Genomic DNA, 23965 nt, shown 5'->3' on the forward strand with positions numbered 1-23965 from the left:
CGCTCAGAATTCCGGCCCGATCGAGAAGTGAATACGGTAATCGTTGTCATCGTCATCGAAGGGATGGGCGATATCGAGACGAATCGGCCCCACCGGCGAGATCCAGCGAATCCCCATGCCGGCCGCCGTCTTGAGCTCGAGTGCGTCCCAGCCATTGAAGGCGTTACCGGCGTCGTAGAAGGTCGCGCCCCACCAGTCGCCCGTCAGACGGTAATCGTATTCCAGGCTGCTGGTGAGCAACGAGCTACCGCCTTCGAGATCGCCGTCATCATCTTCCGGGGCGAGTGTCTCGTAGGAATAGCCACGCACACTGTTGTCGCCCCCAGTGAAGAAGCGCATCGAAGGTGGCATGTCATCAAAGTTGTCGGTATCGACGTGGCCGACGCCCATGCGCGCCACGAAACGATGGTTGTCGCCGATGGAGCGTATCCAGTTGGTGTTTAACTGAGAGCGCAGGAAGGTCACGTCCGAACCCCACATCTGATCGCCGTACTCGAAGGTCAGCTGTTGGCGGTCGCCCCACATCGGGAAGGTCTTGGGGCGTGTGCGGGTGCGGTTCCAGCTCACACCGGGATACAGCAGCAGCACGGCCCCGGATTCGTCCGCCTGGGTGTAGTCCTCATAGGTGGAACCGAAGAACACGCGCTGGGTCCAGCCATTGTCGAACTTCCACTCGCGGGTGAAGCGCACGGTGGTCTCGAGACTCTCGGTATCTTCATCATCGGTGTTCGACATCCCGTACTCGAGGACATAGCTATCCTTGAGCGGGTCTTCGAGCGGCATGCGGTATTCGCCCTCGAAGGTCTGCTCCGGCGAGGACAGGAACAGGCTGTTGGTCAGACTATGGCCATAGCGATTGACCCACGGCATCTCCCAGCTGAACTGCAGGCGTGGCCCGACATCCGTCGCGTAGCCGATACCGGTCTCGAACTTGTGACGGTCTGCGGGTATCAGGCTGATATCCACAGGAATGATGGGACCGTTGGCCGTCTTGACCGCGGCCTCCAGCGCATCGCCAGTCAGCACCGGCGTGTCGTTGTCAGAGGCTACGGTAGAGCCAGCGCCATCACCCTCCACGGCGGCCTGCGCGGCGAGTGCCGTCGAGTCCGAGGGGGGCGAGGCGTCAGCGCGGCGATTCTCCCCCGTCTGCTCTACCTCAGAACCCTCGATTTCAGCCCTTTCGACATCGGCAAGCCATGAGCCGTCATACCCCTGGACCTCGGCGTAGGGGGTCTTGATCTCGCTGTCGGGACTTGGAGTCTTGAGTTCGGCGCCCGGATTGAGCTGTGGCTTGATCGCGGCCGAGCGGAACCAACCGGCCTCACTCAGCCGCTGGTTGAACTGGGTCAACTTGCCGGCTTCGTAATAATCGCCAGTCTCGAACGGCTGCATGGCCTTGACGCGATCCAGCTCTATCTGACTGTTGAGATAGGTGATATCGCCGAAGCGGTAGCGCTGACCGCTCTGCATGACCAGATAGATGCGTGCCGAGTGCAACCAAGGGCGTACCTCGATGCGTTGCTGGGAGAAGGAGGTGTCGAAATAGCCGCGTTCGAGGCTGAGCGACGTCAGGGTCGACTTGAGGCTGTCATAGCGTGAGTGACGCAGCACATCGCCTTCCTCGAGGTCGGCGTCGGCCAGCACCTTCTTCATGACCTTGTCGCGCGCGGCGTCGCCTTCGAGCCGCAGCTCCAGCGTCTCGATGGTGACCGGCTCACCGGCATCCACCGTCACGACCACATCATCGCCGCCCAGCAGCCCCTTCTCGGGATAGCTGAGCGTGATCTGGGCATCGTAGTAACCGAAGGCCTGTAGTGCTTCCTGGGTGCGCCGGATGATCTCATCCTCATAGCGCTCGGCCGGTGCATCGCCCTCAAGCGTCATCCCGGCCAGGAAGTTGACCACATTGGTCGCCGTCGCGCCCTTGACTCCCTTGACGGCGGCATCGATCGCCAGCGCCTGCGGCGCGAAGCACAAGCCGCCACACACGATCAGCGGCGTCAGATAGCGATGTGGCAAACCGCGCGTCCCGGTCGCTCGAGCAGACTCTTTGTTGTCGCCACTCATGATTCGTCCTTTATTGAGTGCTGGTGGAAAGCACTGTCCATCGTTCCCATTCATCATGTCGTGCGGCGCTCGGTCATCACGGGACGTGTCACATGGCCCGGCAGAGTGGCGGACCACGCCATATCGTCGTTACTTGTATCCCTGCTGCGCCGGCTCAGCGACGTTCCAGTCGACTGACGCGCTGCTCAAGCTCAGATACCTGCCCCAGCAGCGACGCGACACGGCCACTCAGCTGACGGCGGCTGGCGTCCAGCGAGCGCAACTGCTCTCGCGTGTCCTCTGACGCCCCCTGTGAGCTGGCCTCCAAGCCGGCACTGAGCGCTGTCTGCTGACGGCGCAGCTCACCCAGCTGGGAGGCCAGTGAGCGTTGCGCGCTCTCAAGCGTTGCCAGCTCGTCAAGCGGCGCGAAGCGGCCCGTGAGCTTGCTGGCCAGTTCATCGCCATCAGCGGCCGCTGATGGCTCCGGCAGTGCCTTCAGCGTCTCGTCCAGTTGCTGCTGAGATTGCTGTAAGTCACGCGTCTGGGTCTGTTGCGTGGCTAGGTCCGTCTTGAGTGCCGTGAGGCGTGTCTCGAGCAAGGCCAATTGCTCGGCGCTGTCGCTCTCAATATCGCTCTGCAAGGTCTCGATGCGGGAAGTCAGCGTGTCCAGAGTGCTGGAGGTCTTGTCCACCAGCGGCTCGAGGTGCTCAAGCGTGGCCGACTGGGCATCCAGACGCGCGCCCAGCGCTGCACGGCCATCACGGCTGAGGGATTCCAGCGCCGCCATCGAGCCTTGCAGCGCCGTGATCAGGGTCGCGTGATTGTCATCTGTCTGGGCAAGCGTCGTGACACGACCAGCCAAGCGATCAAGCGCCTCGTCCATGGCGGTCAGACGCGCTTGAGCGCCATTCGCGTCCTTTTCCACCTTGTCTTCCAGTGTCTCGAGGCGCGCGACGGCTTCACTCGACAGGGACGCCTTGTCCTCCTGCAGAGTGGTCAGCGCCGGCAGGACAGTGTCATTCAACTGGTTGTCCAGGGCGCTGAGTTGCTCACCCAGTGCATTACGAAGTTCGTTCAGGCGCTCATCGCCCTGCTGCTCAAGCTGGGTCACTGAACGTTCGAGCTGGCTGACACGTGCGCCGAGCTGATCGCGTTGATCGCCCCCGAGGGTCTGCAGGTCATGCAGCTGCCACTGTTGCCAGCCCACCACGCCCCCCAGGGCGAGGAGGCAAAGCCACGCCGGCCAGCGTCTGGGCGCGGGGGGACGAGTGTGATGCACGCCAAGCGCATCGTCGGGACGCGCGACCAGCGCATCGTCGGGACGCGCGACCAGCGCATCGTCCGGTGAGTCATTGAGAGACGGTTCAGCGTTGTGCGGCCGCATTCTGGCTCCAGGTCCGGCAAACGATCAGCAGCGAAAGGTTCAGCGCAGCATCTTCAGGGCGGCGCAAGACGACCGGAAGTGCGCTTTTTCGCCTTGCTGTATAAAAATACAGTAACGCAGGGTCTGCAAAAGATAAGTCACGGTTCACGTACAGGAAATCGAGTCTAACAGCTGACCTCGGTCATCTCATCAGGTTCCCGTCACGGCCTGTCATCCTGGGCAGAGTGGCAGGAATGTGACAAAAGCTTGGCAATGAACGCGAGCCCTGCAAGAGGCTTGAGAGGATCCCGCGGTCAGTGCCCACCAGCGTTGGCCTGTCGGTGTCTGGGTGCTATAGTGCCAAACACTGCGATACGCGCAGCCTCTGTCTTCGTAGCTATCTGGATTCACAAGGTTTTTCACGCTGATTGCACATTTCATGCGCGTAGCCACGCGCATGAAGGATGCACGGCGAGTCATGCACTTTCGCCCTTGCCCGCTGCCTGAGCGGGTGGCCAGTTCAGGGCCGGGAGTGATGCTAGTCGCGGAGCTTGAGTCTGTGCTTGTCTGACCCTCCCATCACGCAATGGCAGGTCAGGCATTGAAATACTCAGCCCCAAGCCCCACGAAGGCAGAGTACGACCCAATTGGTGAGGAAAAGGAGCTGATCCCCATGGCATTTGAACTTCCAGCACTGCCGTACGAAAAGAACGCACTCGAGCCGACCATCTCTGCCGAGACCCTTGAGTACCATTACGGCAAGCATCACCAAGCCTACGTCACCAAGCTGAACAGCATGGTCGAAGGCACTGCTGACGCAGAAAAATCTCTCGAAGAGATCATCCAGAGCGCCCAGGGTGGTCTGTTCAACCAGGCAGCTCAGGTGTGGAACCACACCTTCTACTGGCACTGCCTGTCCCCGAATGGTGGTGGCGAGCCGTCCGGCCCGCTGGCAGACGCCATCGTGGCCAAGTGGGGCTCCGTTGCTGACTTCAAGGAAGCCTTCAACACTTCCGCCGCTGGCAACTTCGGTTCCGGTTGGACCTGGCTGGTCAAGAACGCCCAGGGCGAGCTGGAAATCGTCAACACTGACGACGCTGACACCCCGATCGCCAAGTCTGGTCAGACTCCGCTGCTGACCGTCGACGTCTGGGAGCACGCCTACTACGTCGACTACCGCAATGCGCGTCCGAAGTACCTGGAAAGCATCTGGAACATCATCAACTGGGAATTCGCTGCACAGAACTTCGCAGCCTGAGCTTTTCCAGATTGAGTTTGGCTAGACCGAGCTTAGCTAGCCTCAGGAAGCCGAGTCGTTTACCGCTCGGAACTCCAGCTGAGCCAAGGCATTCAACGTCACCCTGATATGACGCTTGGATGCCCTGCTCGGAAAACCCCGCCACTTGGCGGGGTTTTTTTCGTTCAAGACAACGTCGCCCAGCCGCGAGCCTGCTACACGCAAGGCTTGGCTACGCTGAATGCACCACCAGGAGAAGAATCCCGTCTGTCGACTTGCAAATGACGGCGGTGCCCCTATCTAATAACTGACAAGTAGAACGTATGCTCTACCTCGCTGCGTATCCTTGATCGCTCACATGGGCTCGACGACAAGAGACTCGACGACATTGTTGGCACACACTGCTTGAAATGCATTCTTTGTCTGCGCGAAATACATACTTTGAAAAAAGGGAATACCGATGCCCACTGACACCTCGACCTCCTCACTGCCCGACTCCATGCTGGCGATCGTGACTACCGGCCATGGGGGCTATGAATGCCTCGAGACGCAGCAGCGCCCGGTGCCGACACCCGGTGAGGGCGAGGTGCTGATCAAGGTGCTGGCGGCTGGCATGAACAACACCGAGATCAATACGCGTCTGGGCTGGTATTCCTCCACGATCACTACCGCGACCCAACAGGCCAGCAGCGTGCATGACAACGCGGATGCAGAGGCGACGACTGACAAGCCGGCGCCGCCGGAAGGTGGCTGGAAGGGAGAAACGCCCTTCCCCCTGATACAGGGTACGGATTGCTGTGGCGAGGTGGTGGCATTGGGCCCGAATGCGGGTGCCAGCCTGCTGGGCAAGCGCGTGCTGGTACGCTCCTGCATGCGCAGCGAGGGCTGGGACTCATTGGAAAATGAATGGATGGGCTCGGACTTCGACGGCGCCTTCGCGCAATTCGTCAGCGTGCGCGCCAGTGAAGTGTTCGCGGTGGACTGTGACTGGAGTGATGTCGAACTTGGCTCCCTGCCCTGCGCCTATGGCACGGCGGAAAACATGCTCGAACAGGCAGAGCTCAAGGCGGGCGAGCGTGTGCTGATTCTGGGCGCCTCGGGCGGAGTCGGTTCCGCCGCGTTGCAGCTAGCCAAGCGCCGCGGCGCAACGGTGTATGCCGTGGCGGGCGCCGCCAAGCATGAGGCCCTTGCCGAACTCGGCGCCGACCGACTTCTGGACCGCAAGGCCGACCTGCTCGAACTGCTGGGCCACGAAAGCGTCGACCTGGTGGTCGACAATGTCGCGGGCGACAACTTCCCGATCATGATGAAGCTGCTCGCGCGTGGCGGCCGCCTGGTGACCACCGGCGCCATCGCCGGCCCGATGGTGACGCTGGACCTGCGCGACCTGTACCTCAAGAATCTGCGACTGCTAGGCACCACTGCCTGGTGTGAAGCCACCTTCCCCAATCTGATTCGCTATGTAGAGCAAGGCGAGATTCGCCCGCTGATCGCGGCCAGCTTCCCGTTGACCGAGATCGTCAGTGCGCAACAGCAGTTTCTCAGCAAGGGCCATGTGGGCAAATTCGTGCTCGAGCCCTGGGCCTGAAGTCAGCCTGGCGGTCATCATGAAAAGCCTGGCGGTCTGTATGAAAAGCTTGGGCCTCATGATAGATAGCCTAATGCCCACGACAAAAGCCCTCATCCGGGACCGGATGAGGGCTTTGCGTGTCGAGCACGATAGAGTCAGCCTGTGAGAGCATCAGTCCGAGAGAACATCAGCTTCAGAACGCGTCAGCCTGACCCTTGGAGATGCCCGTCAGGGACTGGCGCGGCGGCCGATGCCGCGATAGACCAACCCCTGGCTTGCCACGTAACGTGGGTCGAAGATGTTGCGGCCATCGAGCACCAGGCCCGCACCCAGCTCACGCTTCAGGCGCTGCCAGTCCGGGTTCCAGTAACACTTCCACTCGGTGACCAGCATCAAGGCATCAGCCCCCTCCAGGGCGTCATACATGTTGCCATCGACCAGCTCCAGCAACGGATGCGCGCCACAGGCCTCACCCAGCGCCGACAAGGCCGCGGGATCATGTACGCGAACGCGCACGCCCTGGGCCCACAGCGCTTCCAGCAAGGTCAACACCGGCGCATGGTCGATACGTGCGGTACCCGGCTTGAAGGCCGCGCCCCAGATCGCCACGGTGCGGCCGCGCAATTCACCATCGAAGTGCTGCCACAGCTTGCGGAACAGCGTCTCCTTCTTGGCCTCGTTGATGTCGAGCACATGCTCGAGCAGCATTGATTCACGCCCTGTCTGGTGCTGGACATCGGCCAGACGCATCAGGTCACGCGAGAAGTTCGGGCCACCGAATCCACAGCCCGGATAGAGGTACCCGAAGCCGATACGCGGGTCGGCGCCCATGCCCTGACGCACATATTCCACATCGACGCCGAGGGAGTCGGAGAGACCCGCCACTTCGTTCATGTAGCTGATACGCGTCGCGAGCATGCCGTTGATGGCCAGCTTGGTCAGTTCGGCGGCGCGGCGCGGCATGATCTGGAAGACATCTTCACGTCGGTTGAAGGCACGCAGCAACTCCTGCACCCGCAGGGTGGCAGGTTCCGCTTCGCTGCCCAGCAACCAGCGGGCCGGACGCTCGAAGGTGGCCAGTGAACGGCCCTCTTCCAGCATGTCCGGCAAGGCGACGGCGTACTGGTCGTCACGCGGCAGCAACGCCTCGAAACGCTCGGTCGTGCCCACCGGGAAAGTCGAGTTGTTGACCAGCACCAGCGGCTCATCCAGGGTCGCCACCAGCTGCTCGACACGACTCAGCGCACTTTCGCGCTGGTCCGGCGAGACGGCGATCCAGTGGATATCGATGCGCCGCAGTGACTCGAGGTCCTCAATGAGAGTGAGATCGCCGCGCTCCCGATGGCGATCAAGGCGTTCACGCAGGCCTGGCTCACTGTTCAACCAGTCGACGTGTTCCAGGGCAGCCCAGTCCATATCCTCATGCGGCCACCACCAGACACGGTGACCCACGCTCGCCAGAGCGGCGCTGGCCGTTGCCGCCGCCAGTTCGCTTCCGTGCACCAGCACCTGCATGGCTTATTTCTCCTGGTAGCGAGTCAGCAGCTCGCGGAAGCCTTCACCGAAGGTCGGGTGACGCTTGGCGAAGGAAAGAGTCGCTTCAAGATAGCCCAGCTGGTGGCCGCAATCGTAGGTATCGCCGGCCATGCGGTAGGCCGCGACGGCCTTGTCGTCACGCAGGGTGTCGATGGCATCGGTCAGCTGGATCTCACCACCCGCGCCCGGCGGAGTGTTCTCCAGAAGCTCGAAGATACGGCCCGGCAGCAGATAACGGCCGATGACCGCCAGGGTCGACGGCTCGGTGCCCGGGGCCGGTTTTTCGACCATGCCATTGATCAAGGCGGACTTGCCGGCTTCCGGCGTGTCACCGTCGATCGCGACGATACCGTACTTGTAGGCCATGTCCTGCGGAACATTCTCGACCATGATCTGGGCGGCGTTGGTGGCTTCATAGGCCTCCATCATGCGCGCCAGGTCATTCTTTTCGAGCCCTTCGCCATCTACCAGCACATCCGGCAGCATGACGATGAACGGCTCATCACCGACGATCGGCTTGGCGCACAACACGGCGTGACCCAGACCCAGCGGCTCCGGCTGGCGCACGCTGATGATCTTGACGTCATCCGGGATGATATTACGCAGCTGTTCGAGCAGCTCGAGCTTGCCCTTGGCTTCCAGGGTGGTTTCCAGCTCGAAGTGCTTGTCGAAGTGGTTCTCGATGGCATTCTTGCTGGAATGGGTAACCAGCACGATTTCCTTGATACCGGCTGCGACCGCTTCTTCCACCACATATTGGATCACCGGCTTGTCGACGATGGTGATCATTTCCTTGGGGATGGCCTTGGAGGCCGGGAGGCAACGTGTGCCGAGACCGGCAACAGGCAGAACAGCCTTGCGTATCATGTAGCGTCTTCCTTGTGTCTATGTCGTGGTGAAGCCCGTCGAAGGGCCTCCACCGGGTTACTGCCGTCGAAGCCAATCAACGACCATCCTTCATCATAGGCAGGGATTATGCCAGTTTGATCAAGGAGTACGAAATTCCTGCACTATCCGAGGCTTGCCAAGCGCTACCACTTACTGGATCGCCATCAACGGCGCATGGCGCGGCCGAGCAGCGCACCAACACTGTCACTATCGGGCGACTCTACCACGCCATGTTCCGTGACGATGGCATCAATATACTCATGCGGTGTGACATCAAAGACCGGGTTGAAGACATCGATGTCCTGCGGCGCGATCTGGCGACCACCCGCCTCACGCAGCTCGTCGGCGCCGCGCGTCTCGATGGGGATGTCCGCGCCACTGGCTAGGGTGCCATCGAACGTGGCCAGAGGGGCCACGACCATGACCTTGATGCCGTGGGCGCGCGCCTGAACGGCCAGCGAGAAGGTGCCGATCTTGTTGGCCGTGTCACCGTTGGCTGCAATGCGGTCCGCACCGACGATCAACCAGCGCACCCCTTCCGGCGTCTGGGCCCCCTGCTGCATGATCAACGAGGCTGCGCCTTCCACGGCCAGCCGCGCGGGAATCTTCTCCTGCACCAGCTCCCATGCCGTCAGGCGAGAGCCTTGCCACCAGGGACGCGTCTCGTTGACATGCACACGGCCGAGAATGCCCTGGGCATAGGCGGTACGGATCACGCCCAACGCCGTGCCATGGCCGCCGGTGGCCAGCGCGCCGGTATTGCAGTGGGTCATGACCTCGCACCGCGTCTCGCCCTGCGCGAGAGAGGCCGCAATCACCTGGGCGCCAAACTCGGCCATGCGCAGATTGTCATCCAGATCCTGCTCGTGAATGCGTACGGCCTCCTTCAGCAACGCCTCATACGGGGCCTGCGACCGGGTGGCGTGTGCGGCAATCACCTTGCGCATGCGATCCAACGCCCAGAACAGGTTGACCGCTGTCGGGCGCGAGGCAGCCAGCACATCACAGGCACTGGCCAGGCGTGACTGCCAGTCGCCGCCCTCGCGGTTGATGACGAAAGCCTCCAGCGCCACGCCATAGGCGGCGGCGATCCCGATGGCCGGTGCACCGCGGACCACCATGTCGGTAATGGCAGTCGCGACCCCGCGTGCATCCTCGAGCAGCACCTCGCGGGTCTCACCCGGCAGCAGACGCTGGTCGAGCAGCGCAAGCTTCACCGCCGGCTGAGTGACATCAGAAGTGACATCATGAGTGACGTCAGCGCTGGCATCGGGCGGGGTGCCTGCCGTGTCTTCTTCCCGCGACGCACACTCTTGCTGGCTTACCCAGCGAATCGGAACCAGGCTCATGACCACTCCCCGTTGCTACATGACAATAATGACGACTGGTCATCGCGCGTGGCGCGACGTCCCGCCCCATCGTAACGCAAGTGCCCGTCATGATGAGTTTTTTGCGCTGGACGCTGACCCGCGACGGCAGTCGGATTAGAATGGTGGAATCGTGCCCGAGGGTAAGGTGCCTGTACAGGCCTGCCACTTCCCGAACAGCACTTCCGTAACGGTAAGGATGCAAAGATGAGCGATAACGACACCCAGCAAGATGCCCAGCCCCAGGACCATCTGGGCAATGTCGATGCCAGCGAGATCGCCAAGTTCTCGGCATTGGCCAGTCGCTGGTGGGACCGTGACAGTGAATTCAAGCCGCTGCATGACATCAATCCGTTGCGGGTCGACTATATCGACACCCACGCTGGCCTGGCAGGCAAGCGCGTGATCGACGTCGGCTGCGGCGGCGGCATTCTCTCCGAAGCCATGGCGCATCGTGGTGCCCAGGTGACGGGTATCGACATGGGTGAGGCGCCACTTTCCGTTGCCCGCCTGCACCAGCTGGAGTCCGGTGTCGAAGTGGACTATCGCCAGACCACCGCCGAAGCCGCTGCAGAAGAGATGGCCGGCCAGTTCGACGTCGTCACCTGTCTGGAAATGCTCGAGCACGTGCCGGACCCATCCTCGGTGATCGCGGCCTGCGCACGGTTGGTCAAGCCCGGCGGCATGGTGTTCTTCTCGACCATCAACCGCAATCCCAAGGCGTATGCCTTCGCGATTCTCGGCGCGGAATATGTGCTGCAGATGCTGCCGCGTGGCACCCACGAGTATCGCAAGTTCATCCGTCCGGCCGAGCTGGGTCGCTGGACACGCGATGCGGGCCTCAAGATGGAAGGCTCCACCGGCATGACCTACAACCCGCTGACGCGCAAATATCGCCTGAATTCCTCCGACCTTACCGTCAACTACCTGATGCACACGCGTCGCCCGACCGAGGAAGAGCTTGCGTGAGCCTGCCGGCAGCGCTACCTCGTCCCGCCGCCTTGATCTTCGATCTCGATGGCACCCTAGTGGACACCGCGCCAGACCTGGCGCGCGCCACCAATGAGCTGCGTCAGCATCACACCCTGCCGGCGCTGGACTACGACGTGATTCGCGCCGAAGTCTCGCATGGTGGCAGCGCTCTGGTGACCCTGGCCCTGGGCCATGAGCTCGATCACCCCGAGCACGCCAGCGAGCGCACTCGCCTACTGGAGTTCTATGCCCGCGATGTCGCGGCTCACAGCGTGCTGTTCCCGGGCTATGACGCCTTGATCGAGGTCTGTCAGCGCGCAGGCCTGCCGTGGGGCATCGTGACCAACAAGCCCCGTCAGTTCGCCGAGCCGCTGATCGCCGCACTCAAGCTCACGCCCGGCTGTCTGCTGTGTGCCGATGACCTGCCGGTCAAGAAGCCGCATCCAGAGCCTCTGTGGGAGGCGGCACGCTGCCTCGGTGTCGACGCCTCCGAATGCTGGTATCTGGGGGATCACGACCGTGACATGCAGGCGGCGCGTGCGGCGGGCATGCTGGCGGTCGCGGTGCGCTACGGCTATGTCCGCGAGGGCGACGATGTGGACGCCTGGCCTGCCGATGTGTGGTTTGACACCTCGGAAGAAGTCATCAATGCCGCGCTACGGGCAGCGGACCTGCGCTGACCGAGCGACACGGATACAGCTCGCACAAAGCTCACACGAGCGGGTGATCCGTAGATGAACATCAGAAGATAGACACAAACAGCTAGACACAAGAGCGCCGACGGCCAATCGTCGGCGCTCTTGTTGCAGGGTATCGCGAATGACCCGCCTGGCGGCGTCACTCGCCATCCAGTGAGGAGATGACAGCTGACAATGGCTCAAACTTTCGGCGGCTGGGCGTCGAACATCTCGCCGGTATGACCACGACTGTCCGGCCCCATCAACCACAGATAGGTCGGCATGATGTCGGCGGGCGTACGCAAGGTATCGGGGTCTTCGGCCGGGAACGCCGACTTGCGCATCGGGGTCCGCGTCCCACCGGGATTGAGCGTATTGACGCGCACCTGGCTGGTATTCTCCAGTTCCTGTGCCAGCATCTGCGAGAAGCCTTCCGTAGCGAACTTGGAGACACTGTAGGCGCCCCAGAAGGCACGCCCCTTGCGCCCGACACTGGAACTTGTCAGCACGACGGAGGCGTCCTTCGAGGCCTTCAGCAACGGCAGCAATGCCTGGACCATCCAGATGGGGCCATTGATATTGACCTGCATGACCTGCTCCCACAGCGCAGGATCATACTGCTCGAACGGAGTGATCTTGCCCAGCAGGCTCGCATTGTGCAGAAGGCCATCCAGACGTTCGAACTCGCTGTGCAGGGTATCAGCCATCTGCTGATAATCCTTGAGCGATGCCCCTTCGAAGTTGAGCGGATAGATAGCCGGTTGTGGCGCCCCCAATGCCTCGATCTCGTCGTAGACTTCTTCCAGCTTGGCAATGGTTCTGCCCAGCAATATCACCGTCGCTCCATGACGCGCATATTCGACTGCCGCTTCACGCCCAATGCCGGACCCCGCCCCAGTCACCAGAATGATTCGCCCTTTCAGTATGTCGTCCGGGGCCTGATAGTCGATCTTGCACTCTGCCATGGTGATATCCCTGTCTGAGATCTGTCGTCAACCGCCGATGAGAGTCACTGTCTCTTCATCGACATTCCATTACTTGCTCGGCCACATGAAGCGCGCCCGGGTCGCCTGCCGATGGCATGACGTGCCGAGCGCCACATAACACAAAGCCCGCACCTGGTAGAATACCAAGCGCAGGCTTTGGAGAATACAGGTGGCCAATGGCCACGGGCACTCAGGCGCCGGAGGACAGGAAGTCCTTGGCCATGGTGCCAGCCTTGCTGTCCGGATACTGCTGGACCAGCTTCTCGAGCAAGGAGCGACTTTCCTGCGCCTTGCCTTGACGCGCCTTGACCAGACCCAGCTTGTACATCGCATCCGGCACCTTGCTGGATTGCGAGAATTCGCTGATCACGGTGTCGAAGGCCTGGGCAGAAGCATCCAGCTGGTTCTTGGCCGAATACAGCTCGCCCAGCCAGTAATGGGCATTGGCTGCGAGATTGGAATCCCCATGGTCCACCACGAAGGCTTCAAAGGCGACAATGGCACCGTCGAAGTCGCGAGACTGCACCTTAGCGAAGGCATTCTCGTAATCCTTCTGGGCAGTTGCACCGCTGTCAGCATTGCTGGCGCCATTGGTGCTGGCTGCACCACCGGCACTTGCGCCGCCAGTGACTGCCGTTGCTGCCTGTGAATCGACAACCTGACCGTTCTCCCCGGCGGAAGCGCCGCCAGAAACTCGCTGCTCCAGATCCAGGTAGCGTTGCTGCGACATCTCGGTCAGACGCTTGAACTGGTATTCCAGCTCATCGATCCGGCCGCGAAGTCGGGCAATTTCCTGTGCCTGTTCGTCGAGTTGATTGAGAAGGGTCAGGGTGCCGCCGCCACTCAAACGAGTATTGGCCTGCTGATAGAGCGAGTTTGATTGCCCAGTGAGGTCCTCGACCGTCGGTGCGGCCAAAACGGACAACGGGAGCAACAAGGCTCCCGCACCGAACAACCCTTTCAGGCTGTGTTTCATGCTGTCGGCTCCGCCGAATCATCATGGTATCGCGCAAGCAAGCCCGGGGTTCAAGGACACGCCTCTTGCCCGGGCCAGCTCAACACAAGTTTCTAGCGTCTCCGCGCCTCCTCAGGGAATCGCGAAGATGAACCGTACTTAGTAGTCGAAGACCACACGACGATTCTTGGCGTAGGAAGACTCGCCGTGGCCCTGGACTGCCGGACGCTCTTCACCGTAGGAGACGATCTCGATCTGTGACGGAGACACGCCCTGGACAGTCAGGAAGCGTGCGACAGACTTGGCACGACGCTCGCCCAGACCCAGGTTGTATTCACGAGTACCGCGCTCATCAGCGTGGCCTTCCAGAACGACATTGGCGCTGGTGTTGGCTTTCAGGTACTGAGCGTGACCCATCAGGACGCTTTCGAACTCAGGACGGATGGTGTCCTTGTTGAAGGCGAAGTAGATGGTACGCACGTCAGGCATGGTGGCGTTGCTCATCTGGTTGGCGTTGCTGTTGGCACCAGTGTTCATGCCGGCAGTGTTCGCACCGCTGTTGGCTGAATCCATGTCGCCGTCCTGAGCGCCGCCGCTGCTGGAACAACCTGCCATGACGCTCAGGGACAGGGCAACCAACAGACCTTTTGCATACGGGGTGAACTGCATTGTGAAACTCCTTGCTCTAATGGGTACGAATGCCAAGCCTTTCTTGGTGGCTCAGTTGCATTCTAGTGGTTTAGTTCAGGAACGGCGACCACGCAGGTTCACGCACGTCGCCTTGTGCTGACGGCAGGGAGAATTGTGCCCTTCCGTCTGCCGACACCTGGCCCAGGACCCCGCGGGTTCCTTGCTGAGTGGCATATATCACCATAGTGCCATTCGGCGCAACACTTGGTGATTCATCCCACTGAGTATCGGTCAGGGAGGTAACCCGACCGCTCTTCAGATCTTGCTTGGCAACCTGATAACCGTTGCCTGCGCGGTTGATCATGAACAGGTTCTCTCCATCGGGTGAGATGCGCCCGCGGGAGTTGTAATTGCCGGTATATGTCACACGTTCCGTGCCGCCGGACAGATCAAGACGATAGATCTGTGGGGAGCCAGCACGATCAGAGGTGAACACCATACCGCTGCCATCCGGCAACCAATCCGGCTCGGTATCGATCGCAGGATTGTTGGTTAGACGCTGGAACTGACGGCTGGCAATATCCATCACATAGATTTCCGGCTGGCCATCCTTTGACAATGCCATTGCCAGTTTACGTCCATCCGGCGACCAGGCCGGGGCACCATTGATGCCTCGGAAACCTGTCAGTTTTGCACGACGACCACTGCCCAATTCCTGCACATAGATAGCGGGACGTTCGGCTTCAAAACTGACATAGGCCAGCTTCTTGCCATCCGGCGACCATGCCGGTGACATGATCGGCTCATCGGACGCCAGAATCTCCTGACTATTGTGGCCATCTGAATCCGCCACGTACAGGGCAAAACTAATATTGTCGCCAACACCATTGGCGGTAATGTATGCAATTTTTGTCGAGAAAGCACCGCGAATTCCAGTGATTTCCTCAAATATTTCATCACTCATATAATGGCCACGCGCGCGCAGCTCACCATTGCTTCCGGTGATGACTTCGCCAAGCATGCGCTTGTTGCCCAGCACATCCATCAGCTCATACTGGATGCTATAACCGCCATTGCTGGCCGTCTTTACCTGACCCACCACGAGGTAACTGGCCCCCAGACGCTTCCAGTCATTGACGAAGACGTCCTGCGTCGTGCCCGGCAACGCAATCAGATTGTCGCGCTTGATCGGGTCGAACTGGCCACTGCGCGCCAGGTCATCGGAGATGATGCGTGCGAGGTCCTGCGGCAGACTTCCCCCGGTCAGATTCTCGAACGGCACGACAGCGATAGGTGTGGCGCTGTCATTGCCCTTGGTGATCTCGATGGTCAGGTCAGCTCTTGCCAGGCTGGTCACTGCCAGCAAGGCGGCTGCCATCATCCATGCGGTCAATCGTCTCATCGGCCCAGGTCCTCTGGATTGAAGTACAGGTTGAAGTTTCGGAACTGGCTCTTGGCACCAGCCGGCAGGTCCTGCATCTCGGTAAACGGCGCTGCTTTCTGGATCGCCTGAATCGCGGAGCGATCAAAGGCGGCGTTACCACTGCTCTTGCTGACCGCTGCCGTTACCAATTCGCCTGTCGGCAACAATGACACTCTCAGCGTGACCGTCATACCGGGAACGGAGCCCGAGGGCCGATTCCAATTCTGTCCGACATACTTCTTGAGCAGGTTCTCGAAGCTGTTGGCAGCCTGAGCGGCCTGTTTGGCGCCGCTGATGGCGTCGCTTTCATTGTCTATCAGGCTATCCAGCGAGCCGGCAGAGGCCTGCGCCGCTTTCTCGGCAAGTGCCTTCTGGCGTGCGGCTTCAGCGGCCGCCTTCTTGCGCGCTTCTTCCGCCGCCTTGGCCTTGGCTGCCTTCTCCTTGGCGGCCTTGTCAGCTGCCGCCTTGGCCGCCTTTTCCTTCTCGGCCTTCTCCGCTGCTGCCTTGGCCTTAGCTGCCTTTTCGGCTTCCGCTTTCTTGGCTTCAGCGTCTGCCTTGGCCTTGGCCGCCTTCTCCGCTTCGGCTTTCTTGCGCGCTTCTTCTGCGGCTTTTTCCTTGGCGGCCTTTTCGGCTTCCGCCTTGGCCTTGGCAGCCTTCTCGGCTTCCGCCTTCTTCAAGGCATCGGCCTTGGCCTGCTTTTCCGCTTCGGCTTTCTTGCGATCAAGGGCAATCGCCTTGGCTTCCTCTGCACGCCTGGCCGCTTCTGCCTTGGCCTTGTCGGCCGCCGCCTGCTCAGCCTTCAACTGCTCCGCCGCCTTGGCCTGCTCAGCCGCCTTTTGTTGTTGCGCCTTCTGGGCAGCCGCCTTTTCCTCGGCGGCGCTGCGCTGCTGTTCCGCTGCAAGCTCTGCCTCTCTGGCCGCCTCTTCCTTGGCGCTCTGGCGCTGATCGGATTCTTCGGCCGCATCACGCGCCTTGCTGGACTTCGCCTGCTGGGCCTGATTGGTCGTGGTCTCGGTGCTGACCAGTGTCGCGTTGACGATGGTGGTGTTGGTCTTTTCCGGTTCGGATTCTGGCCAACTCACCAGAGTCAGAATCAGGATGCCCAGGTGCAGACCAACAGCCAGCACCACAGGCAACCCCAACCCGACCCGCTGTTCTATCTCTGGCTGACTCATCCATCAGCCCTCGGTCGGTGGTTCTGAAATCAGCCCGACATTGGGGACACCGGCACCCTGCAACGTGCTCATCAACCCCATGACATCGCCGTAGGGCGCCGTTTTGGCACCCTTTACCAGCACGGGCGTCTTGGGCTTCTCGGCCACGATGGATGCGACCTTGCTGCCCAGTTCATCCAGTGCCACCGGCGTGCGCTTGTCTTCATCCGACCCCAGATCGATGTAGTAATTGCCGCTGTCGTCCAGCGAGACGATCAATGGCGTCACATCATCGGGATTGTCGATCGGCTTGGAGGTGACCTTGGGCAATTCGACCTGAACCCCCTGCGTCATCATCGGCGCGGTGATCATGAAGATGACCAGCAACACCAACATGACGTCGATGAAGGGCACCACATTGATCTCGGAGGACAGCTTGCGCTTGTGGCCTCTGCTATACGGTCCTTTCATTGACTCGCCTCCCTTCAAGCGTCGTTGCTGCCACGACCGTGCAGATTACGATGCAGAATGGAGTGAAGCTCTTCGGCGAAGTCTTCATAGCGACCCAGCAGCTGATCAGCACGGCTGGCCAGACGGTTGTAGAAGATGACGGCCGGAATTGCCGCGAACAGGCCCATGGCAGTCGCGACCAGTGCTTCGGCAATCCAGGGGGCGACGGTGGTCAGAGTTGCCTGTTGAGCCGTACCCAGTGCCTGGAAGGAGCCCATGATGCCCCACACGGTACCGAACAGGCCGACATAGGGGCTGACGGAGCTGACCGTGGCCAGGAACGGGAGATGAACGTTGAGGCGCTCTTCTTCACGTGACAGCGTGACGCGCATGCTGCGTTGCACACCATCCATCACCGCATCGGCATTGCTGGACTTGGGCTTGAGGCGGCTGTACTCGCGGAAGCCGGCACGGAAGACGCCAGAGGCGCCCGGAGTGGATTCTTCATCCGTCGGCAATTCACGATAGAGGTGATTGAGGTCGACCCCGGACCAGAAGCGCTTCTCAAAGGCCGCGTAAGCCTGCTTGGCACGGGACAATGCCATCCCGCGCTGAAAGATCACCACCCAGGATGCAATGGAAGCTGCCAGCAACAGCAACATGACTGCCTGAACGACCAGACTGGCGTTCACGAACAGCGAAATGATCGACATCGAATCTTCCACGGAAATCCCTCTTTACTTGGTTCAGTCTGTGCCACCGTCAATCAGTGACACGATAAATAATCTGTTCATCAGCCTGGCGTCTCGGCACCTGGCTGGCAGCGGCCTCATCTGCGCCTTGTGATCTCAGACCTCAAGAGCCGCAAGCAATTCCCCGGGCCAGCGTCTGGGGCGCAAGGTCGTGGCATCGACGCAAGCGATCACGACTTCCGCTTCGCTCAATATCTGCTCACCGCGCAGCGCCTTCTGGGTGAACGTCAAGCGTGCACCGCGCAAGGCGCTTGCCGTTGCCGTCACGGTCAGCAGGTCATCCAGATGCGCAGGACGAAGATAACGATTTGTTACACTGTGTACTACCAACTGAATGCCTTTTTCAAGCAAGGCTTGCTGCGTGAAGCCCTTCGCTCGCAACCATTCACTGCGTGCGCGCTCCATGAAGCGCAGATAATTCACGTAGTAGACGATGCCACCGGCATCAGTATCCTCGATGTAGACGCGCACAGTGTGGTGAAAACATGCAGCTTCACCCTTCAACGTATTTCCTGCGCCTTCAGATGTCATGACGCGTCATTTCCTTCCTGCCCCAGCCGCGCCTGCTCTTCACGTGGGGTGATCCCGAAGTGCAGATAGGCCGAGCGTGTAACCAGTCGCCCACGCGCCGTGCGCATCATGAAGCCCTGCTGAATCAGGTAGGGCTCCAGCACATCCTCGATGGTATCGCGCTCTTCCCCGATGGCCGCCGCCAGTGAATCGACCCCGACCGGCCCGCCATCGAACTTCTCGATCATCGCCAACAGCAGTCGACGGTCCATGTGATCCAGGCCGTGGCTGTCGACATTGAGCATGTTGAGCGCCTTGTCGGCCACTTCCAGCGTCAAGCGACCATCCGAGCGCACTTCGGCGAAGTCACGCACCCGGCGCAGCAGGCGATTGGCGATACGCGGCGTGCCGCGGGAACGACGCGCAATCTCCAGCGCCCCTTCCATCTCGACTTCCATGCCGGAGAGCCTGGCACTGCGCGCCACGATGTCGGTGAGTGACTCGATATCGTAGAACTCGAGGCGCTGGACGATGCCGAAGCGATCGCGCAGCGGCGCCGTCAGCAGCCCCGCGCGCGTCGTCGCGCCGACCAGGGTGAATCGTGGCAGCTCAAGCTTGATCGAGCGGGCCGCGGGGCCTTCACCGATCATGATGTCGAGCTGGTAATCTTCCATCGCCGGATAGAGCACTTCCTCGACGGCCGGTGACAGGCGGTGAATCTCGTCGATGAAAAGGACATCGCCTTCCTGCAGGTTGGTCAGCATCGCTGCCAGGTCCCCTGCCCGCTCCAGCACCGGCCCCGAGGTCGACTTGATATCGACACTCATCTCGCTGGCGATGATATGCGCCAGCGTCGTCTTGCCGAGGCCGGGCGGGCCGAAGACCAGGGTGTGATCCAGACTATCGCCTCGTCCTCGCGCGGCACTGATGAAGATTTCCATCTGCTCGCGGACGATGGGCTGTCCGATGTAGTCACTCAGCGTGCGTGGCCGGTTGGCGCGATCGATCCGCTCTTCCGGATCATGCGTCGCCGCGGAGATCAGTCGGTCCGACTCCATCATGATGCTTGCTCAACTCCTGATGACGCAGGTCACGCACATGACGCGGGTCATGGGCCATGAACGTGCGTCAGTGGCAGGTGGCAAGGTTTGCCAGGGCGGTGCAACGATCTAGCGCATCTACGTTCAAGCGCGCACTTTCTACCCCAGTAACCTGCCAACCCCTAGTCAATAAATCCAATCACGATGCGCCGTTTCCTTCACGGAAACTATAGGGCGCATGTTTGCTGCCCTGGCGGAGCTTCAGCTGGCCATCTTGCGCGCCAGCGCCGCCTTGATGAGCGCTTCCGTGGAGGCGCCGGTCTCGAGCCCGGAGAGCATCTTGGCCGCCTCGACAGGCTTGTAGCCCAGAGACACCAGCGCGGCTTCGGCATCCGCCAGAGGATGCGTGACCGGCGGTTGCGGCTGGGAGGCACGCGCCATTTCATCCAGCCCATCATCCGCCGGCAGCGTCCAATGCTTGAGGCGATCACGCATCTCGATGATCAGGCGATCCGCCGTCTTCTTGCCGACGCCCGGCAGACGTGTCAGCGCCCGGCTATCTTCATCGTGAACACAGCGAATGAAATCGGACTGCTCCATTCCCGACAGAATCGCCAGCGCCAGTCGCGGACCGACACCGGAGATCTTGATCAATTCACGGAACAGACGACGCTCGGGCTCCTTGCCGAAGCCATACAGCAACTGCGCGTCTTCGCGCACCACCAGGTGGGTGTAAAGCTGGCAATGTTCGCCCACGGCCGGCAAGCCCAACAGGGTGTTCATCGAAGCTTCCAGTTCATAACCGACACCCTGTACGTCAAGCACCAGCTGCGGCGGTTGTTTTTCCAGCAATGTCCCGGTCAGGCGTCCAATCATGTTGCGGCTGTCCTTGCTCGGCAGAGAACGTGTTCGGTGGGATCGTGCTGCTCGCAGACCCGATTCTCTGCACGGATTGTTACAATGCGGGCAAGCCTACCAAAGATGAAGCGTAGGCGGCATGTCCCAGTGTCACGACGAATTTGTCGCATCTTTCTGACAGTCATACCTTGGGTGATGGCACGAAGCCTGATGCCACGCGGCTTGGCGCATCACGCAATCGGCTGCTGCCAGGCTCGGCAGACACTCTACAAGTGACTGAAAAATCGCTATTAATTGAGCACAATACCGCATTTGTCGCTCAACGGCATGTCAGGCGTCGGACTCGAAGTCTCGCCAGCTGCTGCTACGCCGCACGCGGGTTCCCTTGCGTCGACTGGTATTCCCCAGCCCCAAGGCTTCCAGCTGATCATTGCCGGGCGTCAGGCGTCGACGCGCGAAACAATGCGTCAGGGCAATGGCCAGCGCATCGGCGGCATCGGCCTGCGGCGTGGCGGAGAGCTTGAGCGTATGCGTGACCATATGCTGCACCTGAGACTTCTCGGCGGCACCGGTACCGGTCACGGCCTGCTTGATCTGCCGCGGCCCATATTCGAACACCGGCAAGCCGTGATTGGCCGCACACACGATGGCAGCTCCGCGCGCCTGGCCCAGCTTGAGCGCCGAATCGGCGTTCTTGGACATGAAGACCTGCTCGATGGCGAATTCCGCGGGGCGATGCAGGGCGATCACCTCGCTGATACCGGCATAGATCTGCGCCAGGCGCTGATCCAGGCTGACCTGTGACATGCGAATGCAGCCACTGTCCACATAGCGAGGCTGAGCCGCAGAGACATCCAATACCCCATACCCGGTCAGACGTGAGCCCGGGTCGATGCCAAGAATGATCATGCTGCCGCCTCGCTTCTCACACCTTGCCTCTTCGCTGTCGTCATCGCGCCATCGCTCTTACTGTGTATATAACCAGCCACCATGCCACAAAAAAGGCGGTGCGACACTGTCATTGCCTGACGTGAACGCCAGCAAACAGTCTCGCACCGCCTTGTCGGGCTTGCTCGCCCCTTTGCCTACCAGGCCAAAGGGGCAAACCTGCCACCGCGGGACCGCCCTTGTCTGATCGAATCAGTCCAGACGGCCCCACCAGTCACTCTCTCGGTCATGCGCCGCTGAATCAGGCCTGACCGCTTTCGTCTTCGACCTTGACCTTCTGACGCAGACGGATGTTCAGCTCCTTGAGCTGCTCACCGCTGACCACGCCCGGGGCGTCGGTCATCATGCAGCCGGCGCTCTGGGTTTTCGGGAAGGCAATCACTTCACGAATGGTCTTGGCGCCGGTCATCAGCATCACCAGACGGTCGAGACCGAAGGCCAGACCACCATGGGGCGGCGCGCCGAACTTCAGGGCGTCGAGCAGGAAGCCGAACTTCTCTTCCGCTTCTTCTTCACCGATGCCCAGCACCTCGAACACGGTACGCTGCATGGCCTGATCGTGGATACGGATGGAGCCGCCACCCAGCTCGGTGCCGTTGATGACCATGTCGTAGGCGCGAGACAGTGCCGCTTCCGGGTTGGCCTTGAGCTCTTCCGGCGTGCAGGACGGCGCGGTGAACGGGTGGTGCAGCGCGCTCAGGCGGCCGTTGGCATCGGCTTCGAACATCGGGAAGTCGACGACCCACAGCGGTGCCCACTCGCGGGTGTAGAGGTTGAGGTCTTCACCCAGCTTGACGCGCAGCGCACCGATGGCCTCGGCCACGATGTTGGCCTTGTCAGCACCGAAGAACACGATGTCGCCATCGACGGCGCCACAGCGGTCCAGCACTTCATCCACGACGTCTTCCATGAACTTGACGATCGGCGACTGCAGCCCCTCGATGCCCTTGGCACGTTCGTTGACCTTGATCCACGCCAGGCCCTTGGCACCGTAGATGCCGACGAACTTGGTGTAGGCGTCGATTTCCTTGCGTGACAGGCTGGCACCGCCCGGCACACGCAGTGCGGCGACACGGCCCTTGTCGTCCTTGGCCGGACCGGAGAAGACCTTGAAGTCCACGCCGCTCATCAGGTCATCGACATCGACCAGTTCCAGCGGGATACGCAGGTCCGGCTTGTCGGAACCGAAACGGCTGATGGCCTCGGAGTACGGCATGGTCGGGAAGTCGCCCAGCTCGACATCGAGCACTTCCTTGTAGAGGCCACGGATCATGGTCTCGGTCATGCCCATGATGTCCTGCTCGTCGACGAAGCTGGCTTCGAGGTCGATCTGGGTGAACTCCGGCTGACGGTCAGCACGCAGGTCTTCATCACGGAAGCATTTGGCGATCTGGTAGTAACGATCGACACCGGCGACCATCAGCAGCTGCTTGAACAGCTGCGGAGACTGCGGCAGTGCGAAGAAGCTGCCGGCGTAGGTGCGGCTCGGCACCAGATAGTCACGTGCGCCTTCCGGCGTGGCACGTGTCAGGATCGGAGTTTCGATGTCGAGGAAGCCCAGGGCTTCGAGCTGGGCGCGCACGCTGTGAGTGATACGCGAGCGCAGACGCAGCTTCTCGATCATGTCGGGACGACGCAGGTCGACATAACGATACTTGAGGCGAACTTCCTCACCGACCTTGTTGTGGTCGTCGAGCTGGAACGGCGGCGTCTGTGCGGTGTTGAGCACTTCGACGTCCTTGGCCAGCACTTCGATCATGCCTGTCGGCATGTTCGGATTCTGGGTGCCTTCCGGGCGCAGACGGATACGGCCCTTGATACGCAGCACGAACTCGCTGCGCGCCTTGTCGGCAGTGGCGAAGGCATCGACGGTGTCCGGATCGACGACGATCTGGGCGATGCCATCACGGTCGCGCATGTCGAGGAAGATGACGCCACCGTGGTCGCGACGGCGGTGCACCCACCCGCACAGAGTGACATCCTGATCGATCAGGGTCTCGTTCAGTTTGCCGCAATAGTGGCTGCGCATGTTGATTCCTTGTTGCTCAAATTCATGATCGACGCGCTGATGCGCATCTGTCTCAGAGGGCCTGCCGTTGGCGATGAGGGTCAAGGGTACCCGCTGGGCGCCCTTGACCCTCATCACGCTGATGCCTGACGCACTATCCCAGCTGTGTCAGGCGGTGCTGTCGCTACCACCGGCCAGATTCTTCTTGCTGCCGGACTTGAAATCCGTCTCGTACCAGCCACTGCCTGCCAGACGGAACCCGGCGGCGGAGACCAGCTTCTCGAGCTGGTCCGTCTTGCATTCCGGGCACTCCGTCAGCGGCGCAGCGCTGATCTTCTGCAACTTGTCCATCCGATGGCCACAGGCCTTGCAGTGGTATTCATAGATCGGCATGGTTTTCTTTCCTGACAATACTGGTCACGGGGCTGTCTGAGCACCGTGAACCATGACAATGTTATGCCTTGCGGCGCGTCTTGCGTTCAGCGCACCTGCGGCCCCAACATGAGAGCTTTCGCAAGCACCAGCAAGAGACGCCTACAATAAGGCCAGTTGAGCGGCTTTCAAGTCAAAGCGAAAGGGGCACATTATAGCGTGC

The 23965-nt window shown here is 61.0% G+C and carries 22 protein-coding genes; 4 read left to right on the forward strand and 18 right to left on the reverse strand.

What is annotated here, in order from left to right; genetic code table 11:
- Positions 1-3 precede the first annotated feature (3 nt).
- Positions 4-2067, reverse strand: coding sequence for an autotransporter assembly complex protein TamA (gene tamA / locus IZU87_RS04300; RefSeq protein WP_213113789.1), 2064 nt, complete (start codon positions 2065-2067; stop codon positions 4-6).
- 154 nt (positions 2068-2221) lie between these two features.
- On the reverse strand, positions 2222-3430 hold the full coding sequence (locus IZU87_RS04305) for a coiled-coil domain-containing protein (RefSeq protein WP_213113790.1): 1209 nt from the start codon (positions 3428-3430) through the stop codon (positions 2222-2224).
- Between the two features lie 652 nt (positions 3431-4082).
- Here IZU87_RS04305 and IZU87_RS04310 point away from each other — a divergent pair.
- Positions 4083-4667 (forward strand): superoxide dismutase, encoded by a 585-nt coding sequence (locus IZU87_RS04310; protein WP_043334256.1) that lies wholly within the window; start codon positions 4083-4085, stop codon positions 4665-4667.
- A gap of 439 nt (positions 4668-5106) precedes the next feature.
- Positions 5107-6234: an alcohol dehydrogenase family protein gene (locus tag IZU87_RS04315; RefSeq protein WP_213113791.1), complete on the forward strand. Its 1128-nt coding sequence runs from the start codon at positions 5107-5109 to the stop codon at positions 6232-6234.
- A 210-nt stretch (positions 6235-6444) separates the two neighbouring features.
- Here the strand turns inward: IZU87_RS04315 and IZU87_RS04320 are convergent, their stop codons facing one another.
- The 3 genes from IZU87_RS04320 to mtnA form a co-directional block, all read right to left on the reverse strand.
- Complete coding sequence (locus IZU87_RS04320; RefSeq protein ID WP_175088760.1) at positions 6445-7731, reverse strand: nucleotide sugar dehydrogenase; 1287 nt, start codon at positions 7729-7731, stop codon at positions 6445-6447.
- Between the two features lie 3 nt (positions 7732-7734).
- Positions 7735-8619 (reverse strand): UTP--glucose-1-phosphate uridylyltransferase GalU, encoded by an 885-nt coding sequence (galU, locus tag IZU87_RS04325; RefSeq protein ID WP_054556681.1) that lies wholly within the window; start codon positions 8617-8619, stop codon positions 7735-7737.
- Between the two features lie 185 nt (positions 8620-8804).
- On the reverse strand, positions 8805-9989 hold the full coding sequence (mtnA, locus tag IZU87_RS04330) for an S-methyl-5-thioribose-1-phosphate isomerase (protein ID WP_213113792.1): 1185 nt from the start codon (positions 9987-9989) through the stop codon (positions 8805-8807).
- A gap of 225 nt (positions 9990-10214) precedes the next feature.
- Here mtnA and ubiG point away from each other — a divergent pair, with 225 nt between their 5' ends.
- A complete protein-coding gene (ubiG, locus tag IZU87_RS04335) occupies positions 10215-10976 on the forward strand; it encodes a bifunctional 2-polyprenyl-6-hydroxyphenol methylase/3-demethylubiquinol 3-O-methyltransferase UbiG (RefSeq protein WP_197738737.1) in 762 nt (253 codons plus the stop codon).
- 2 nt (positions 10977-10978) lie between these two features.
- Entirely contained in the window at positions 10979-11659 is a 681-nt protein-coding gene (locus tag IZU87_RS04340; protein WP_213113849.1) for an HAD-IA family hydrolase, read from the forward strand.
- 197 nt (positions 11660-11856) lie between these two features.
- Here IZU87_RS04340 and IZU87_RS04345 read toward each other — a convergent pair whose 3' ends face one another.
- From IZU87_RS04345 to IZU87_RS04405, 13 genes are all read right to left on the reverse strand, one after another.
- A complete protein-coding gene (locus IZU87_RS04345) occupies positions 11857-12621 on the reverse strand; it encodes a YciK family oxidoreductase (protein WP_213113793.1) in 765 nt (254 codons plus the stop codon).
- 211 nt (positions 12622-12832) lie between these two features.
- The gene (ybgF, locus tag IZU87_RS04350; RefSeq protein ID WP_213113794.1) at positions 12833-13618 is read right to left on the reverse strand and encodes a tol-pal system protein YbgF; all 786 of its coding nucleotides are present in this window, start codon (positions 13616-13618) and stop codon (positions 12833-12835) included.
- Positions 13619-13756: 138 nt separating this feature from the next.
- The gene (pal, locus tag IZU87_RS04355) at positions 13757-14266 is read right to left on the reverse strand and encodes a peptidoglycan-associated lipoprotein Pal (protein ID WP_054556684.1); all 510 of its coding nucleotides are present in this window, start codon (positions 14264-14266) and stop codon (positions 13757-13759) included.
- Between the two features lie 70 nt (positions 14267-14336).
- Positions 14337-15629, reverse strand: a complete 1293-nt coding sequence (tolB, locus tag IZU87_RS04360; protein WP_213113795.1) for a Tol-Pal system beta propeller repeat protein TolB — start codon at positions 15627-15629, stop codon at positions 14337-14339.
- A complete protein-coding gene (tolA, locus tag IZU87_RS04365; protein WP_213113796.1) occupies positions 15626-16825 on the reverse strand; it encodes a cell envelope integrity protein TolA in 1200 nt (399 codons plus the stop codon). The genes tolB and tolA overlap by 4 nt, the downstream gene beginning before the upstream one ends.
- 3 nt (positions 16826-16828) lie before the next feature.
- Positions 16829-17275 (reverse strand): protein TolR, encoded by a 447-nt coding sequence (tolR, locus tag IZU87_RS04370; protein WP_054556687.1) that lies wholly within the window; start codon positions 17273-17275, stop codon positions 16829-16831.
- Positions 17276-17289: 14 nt separating this feature from the next.
- A complete protein-coding gene (gene tolQ / locus IZU87_RS04375; RefSeq protein WP_107336548.1) occupies positions 17290-17967 on the reverse strand; it encodes a protein TolQ in 678 nt (225 codons plus the stop codon).
- Between the two features lie 135 nt (positions 17968-18102).
- Positions 18103-18537 (reverse strand): tol-pal system-associated acyl-CoA thioesterase, encoded by a 435-nt coding sequence (gene ybgC / locus IZU87_RS04380; RefSeq protein WP_213113797.1) that lies wholly within the window; start codon positions 18535-18537, stop codon positions 18103-18105.
- A complete protein-coding gene (gene ruvB / locus IZU87_RS04385) occupies positions 18534-19577 on the reverse strand; it encodes a Holliday junction branch migration DNA helicase RuvB (protein WP_043333609.1) in 1044 nt (347 codons plus the stop codon). The genes ybgC and ruvB overlap by 4 nt, the downstream gene beginning before the upstream one ends.
- 240 nt (positions 19578-19817) lie before the next feature.
- Positions 19818-20432, reverse strand: coding sequence for a Holliday junction branch migration protein RuvA (ruvA, locus tag IZU87_RS04390; RefSeq protein WP_043333607.1), 615 nt, complete (start codon positions 20430-20432; stop codon positions 19818-19820).
- Between the two features lie 312 nt (positions 20433-20744).
- Complete coding sequence (gene ruvC, locus IZU87_RS04395) at positions 20745-21323, reverse strand: crossover junction endodeoxyribonuclease RuvC (protein ID WP_213113798.1); 579 nt, start codon at positions 21321-21323, stop codon at positions 20745-20747.
- Between the two features lie 280 nt (positions 21324-21603).
- Positions 21604-23391, reverse strand: coding sequence for an aspartate--tRNA ligase (gene aspS, locus IZU87_RS04400; RefSeq protein ID WP_043333603.1), 1788 nt, complete (start codon positions 23389-23391; stop codon positions 21604-21606).
- A gap of 147 nt (positions 23392-23538) precedes the next feature.
- The gene (locus tag IZU87_RS04405; protein ID WP_043333602.1) at positions 23539-23763 is read right to left on the reverse strand and encodes an FmdB family zinc ribbon protein; all 225 of its coding nucleotides are present in this window, start codon (positions 23761-23763) and stop codon (positions 23539-23541) included.
- Between the last annotated feature and the right edge of the window lie 202 nt (positions 23764-23965).

This window comes from Cobetia sp. MC34, assembly GCF_018340035.1.
In the GTDB taxonomy this organism is placed as follows: domain Bacteria; phylum Pseudomonadota; class Gammaproteobacteria; order Pseudomonadales; family Halomonadaceae; genus Cobetia; species Cobetia amphilecti.

What these genes read in the sequence shown, in the direction of transcription:
- tamA (WP_213113789.1), bottom strand. Translation starts at nt 2,067, where the DNA reads ATGAGTGGCGACAACAAAGAGTCTGCTCGAGCGACCGGGACGCGCGGT.
- IZU87_RS04305 (WP_213113790.1), bottom strand. Translation starts at nt 3,430, where the DNA reads ATGCGGCCGCACAACGCTGAACCGTCTCTCAATGACTCACCGGACGAT.
- IZU87_RS04310 (WP_043334256.1), top strand. Translation starts at nt 4,083, where the DNA reads ATGGCATTTGAACTTCCAGCACTGCCGTACGAAAAGAACGCACTCGAG.
- IZU87_RS04315 (WP_213113791.1), top strand. Translation starts at nt 5,107, where the DNA reads ATGCCCACTGACACCTCGACCTCCTCACTGCCCGACTCCATGCTGGCG.
- IZU87_RS04320 (WP_175088760.1), bottom strand. Translation starts at nt 7,731, where the DNA reads ATGCAGGTGCTGGTGCACGGAAGCGAACTGGCGGCGGCAACGGCCAGC.
- galU (WP_054556681.1), bottom strand. Translation starts at nt 8,619, where the DNA reads ATGATACGCAAGGCTGTTCTGCCTGTTGCCGGTCTCGGCACACGTTGC.
- mtnA (WP_213113792.1), bottom strand. Translation starts at nt 9,989, where the DNA reads ATGAGCCTGGTTCCGATTCGCTGGGTAAGCCAGCAAGAGTGTGCGTCG.
- ubiG (WP_197738737.1), top strand. Translation starts at nt 10,215, where the DNA reads ATGAGCGATAACGACACCCAGCAAGATGCCCAGCCCCAGGACCATCTG.
- IZU87_RS04345 (WP_213113793.1), bottom strand. Translation starts at nt 12,621, where the DNA reads ATGGCAGAGTGCAAGATCGACTATCAGGCCCCGGACGACATACTGAAA.
- ybgF (WP_213113794.1), bottom strand. Translation starts at nt 13,618, where the DNA reads ATGAAACACAGCCTGAAAGGGTTGTTCGGTGCGGGAGCCTTGTTGCTC.
- pal (WP_054556684.1), bottom strand. Translation starts at nt 14,266, where the DNA reads ATGCAGTTCACCCCGTATGCAAAAGGTCTGTTGGTTGCCCTGTCCCTG.
- tolB (WP_213113795.1), bottom strand. Translation starts at nt 15,629, where the DNA reads ATGAGACGATTGACCGCATGGATGATGGCAGCCGCCTTGCTGGCAGTG.
- tolA (WP_213113796.1), bottom strand. Translation starts at nt 16,825, where the DNA reads ATGAGTCAGCCAGAGATAGAACAGCGGGTCGGGTTGGGGTTGCCTGTG.
- tolR (WP_054556687.1), bottom strand. Translation starts at nt 17,275, where the DNA reads ATGAAAGGACCGTATAGCAGAGGCCACAAGCGCAAGCTGTCCTCCGAG.
- tolQ (WP_107336548.1), bottom strand. Translation starts at nt 17,967, where the DNA reads ATGTCGATCATTTCGCTGTTCGTGAACGCCAGTCTGGTCGTTCAGGCA.
- ybgC (WP_213113797.1), bottom strand. Translation starts at nt 18,537, where the DNA reads ATGACATCTGAAGGCGCAGGAAATACGTTGAAGGGTGAAGCTGCATGT.
- ruvB (WP_043333609.1), bottom strand. Translation starts at nt 19,577, where the DNA reads ATGATGGAGTCGGACCGACTGATCTCCGCGGCGACGCATGATCCGGAA.
- ruvA (WP_043333607.1), bottom strand. Translation starts at nt 20,432, where the DNA reads ATGATTGGACGCCTGACCGGGACATTGCTGGAAAAACAACCGCCGCAG.
- ruvC (WP_213113798.1), bottom strand. Translation starts at nt 21,323, where the DNA reads ATGATCATTCTTGGCATCGACCCGGGCTCACGTCTGACCGGGTATGGG.
- aspS (WP_043333603.1), bottom strand. Translation starts at nt 23,391, where the DNA reads ATGCGCAGCCACTATTGCGGCAAACTGAACGAGACCCTGATCGATCAG.
- IZU87_RS04405 (WP_043333602.1), bottom strand. Translation starts at nt 23,763, where the DNA reads ATGCCGATCTATGAATACCACTGCAAGGCCTGTGGCCATCGGATGGAC.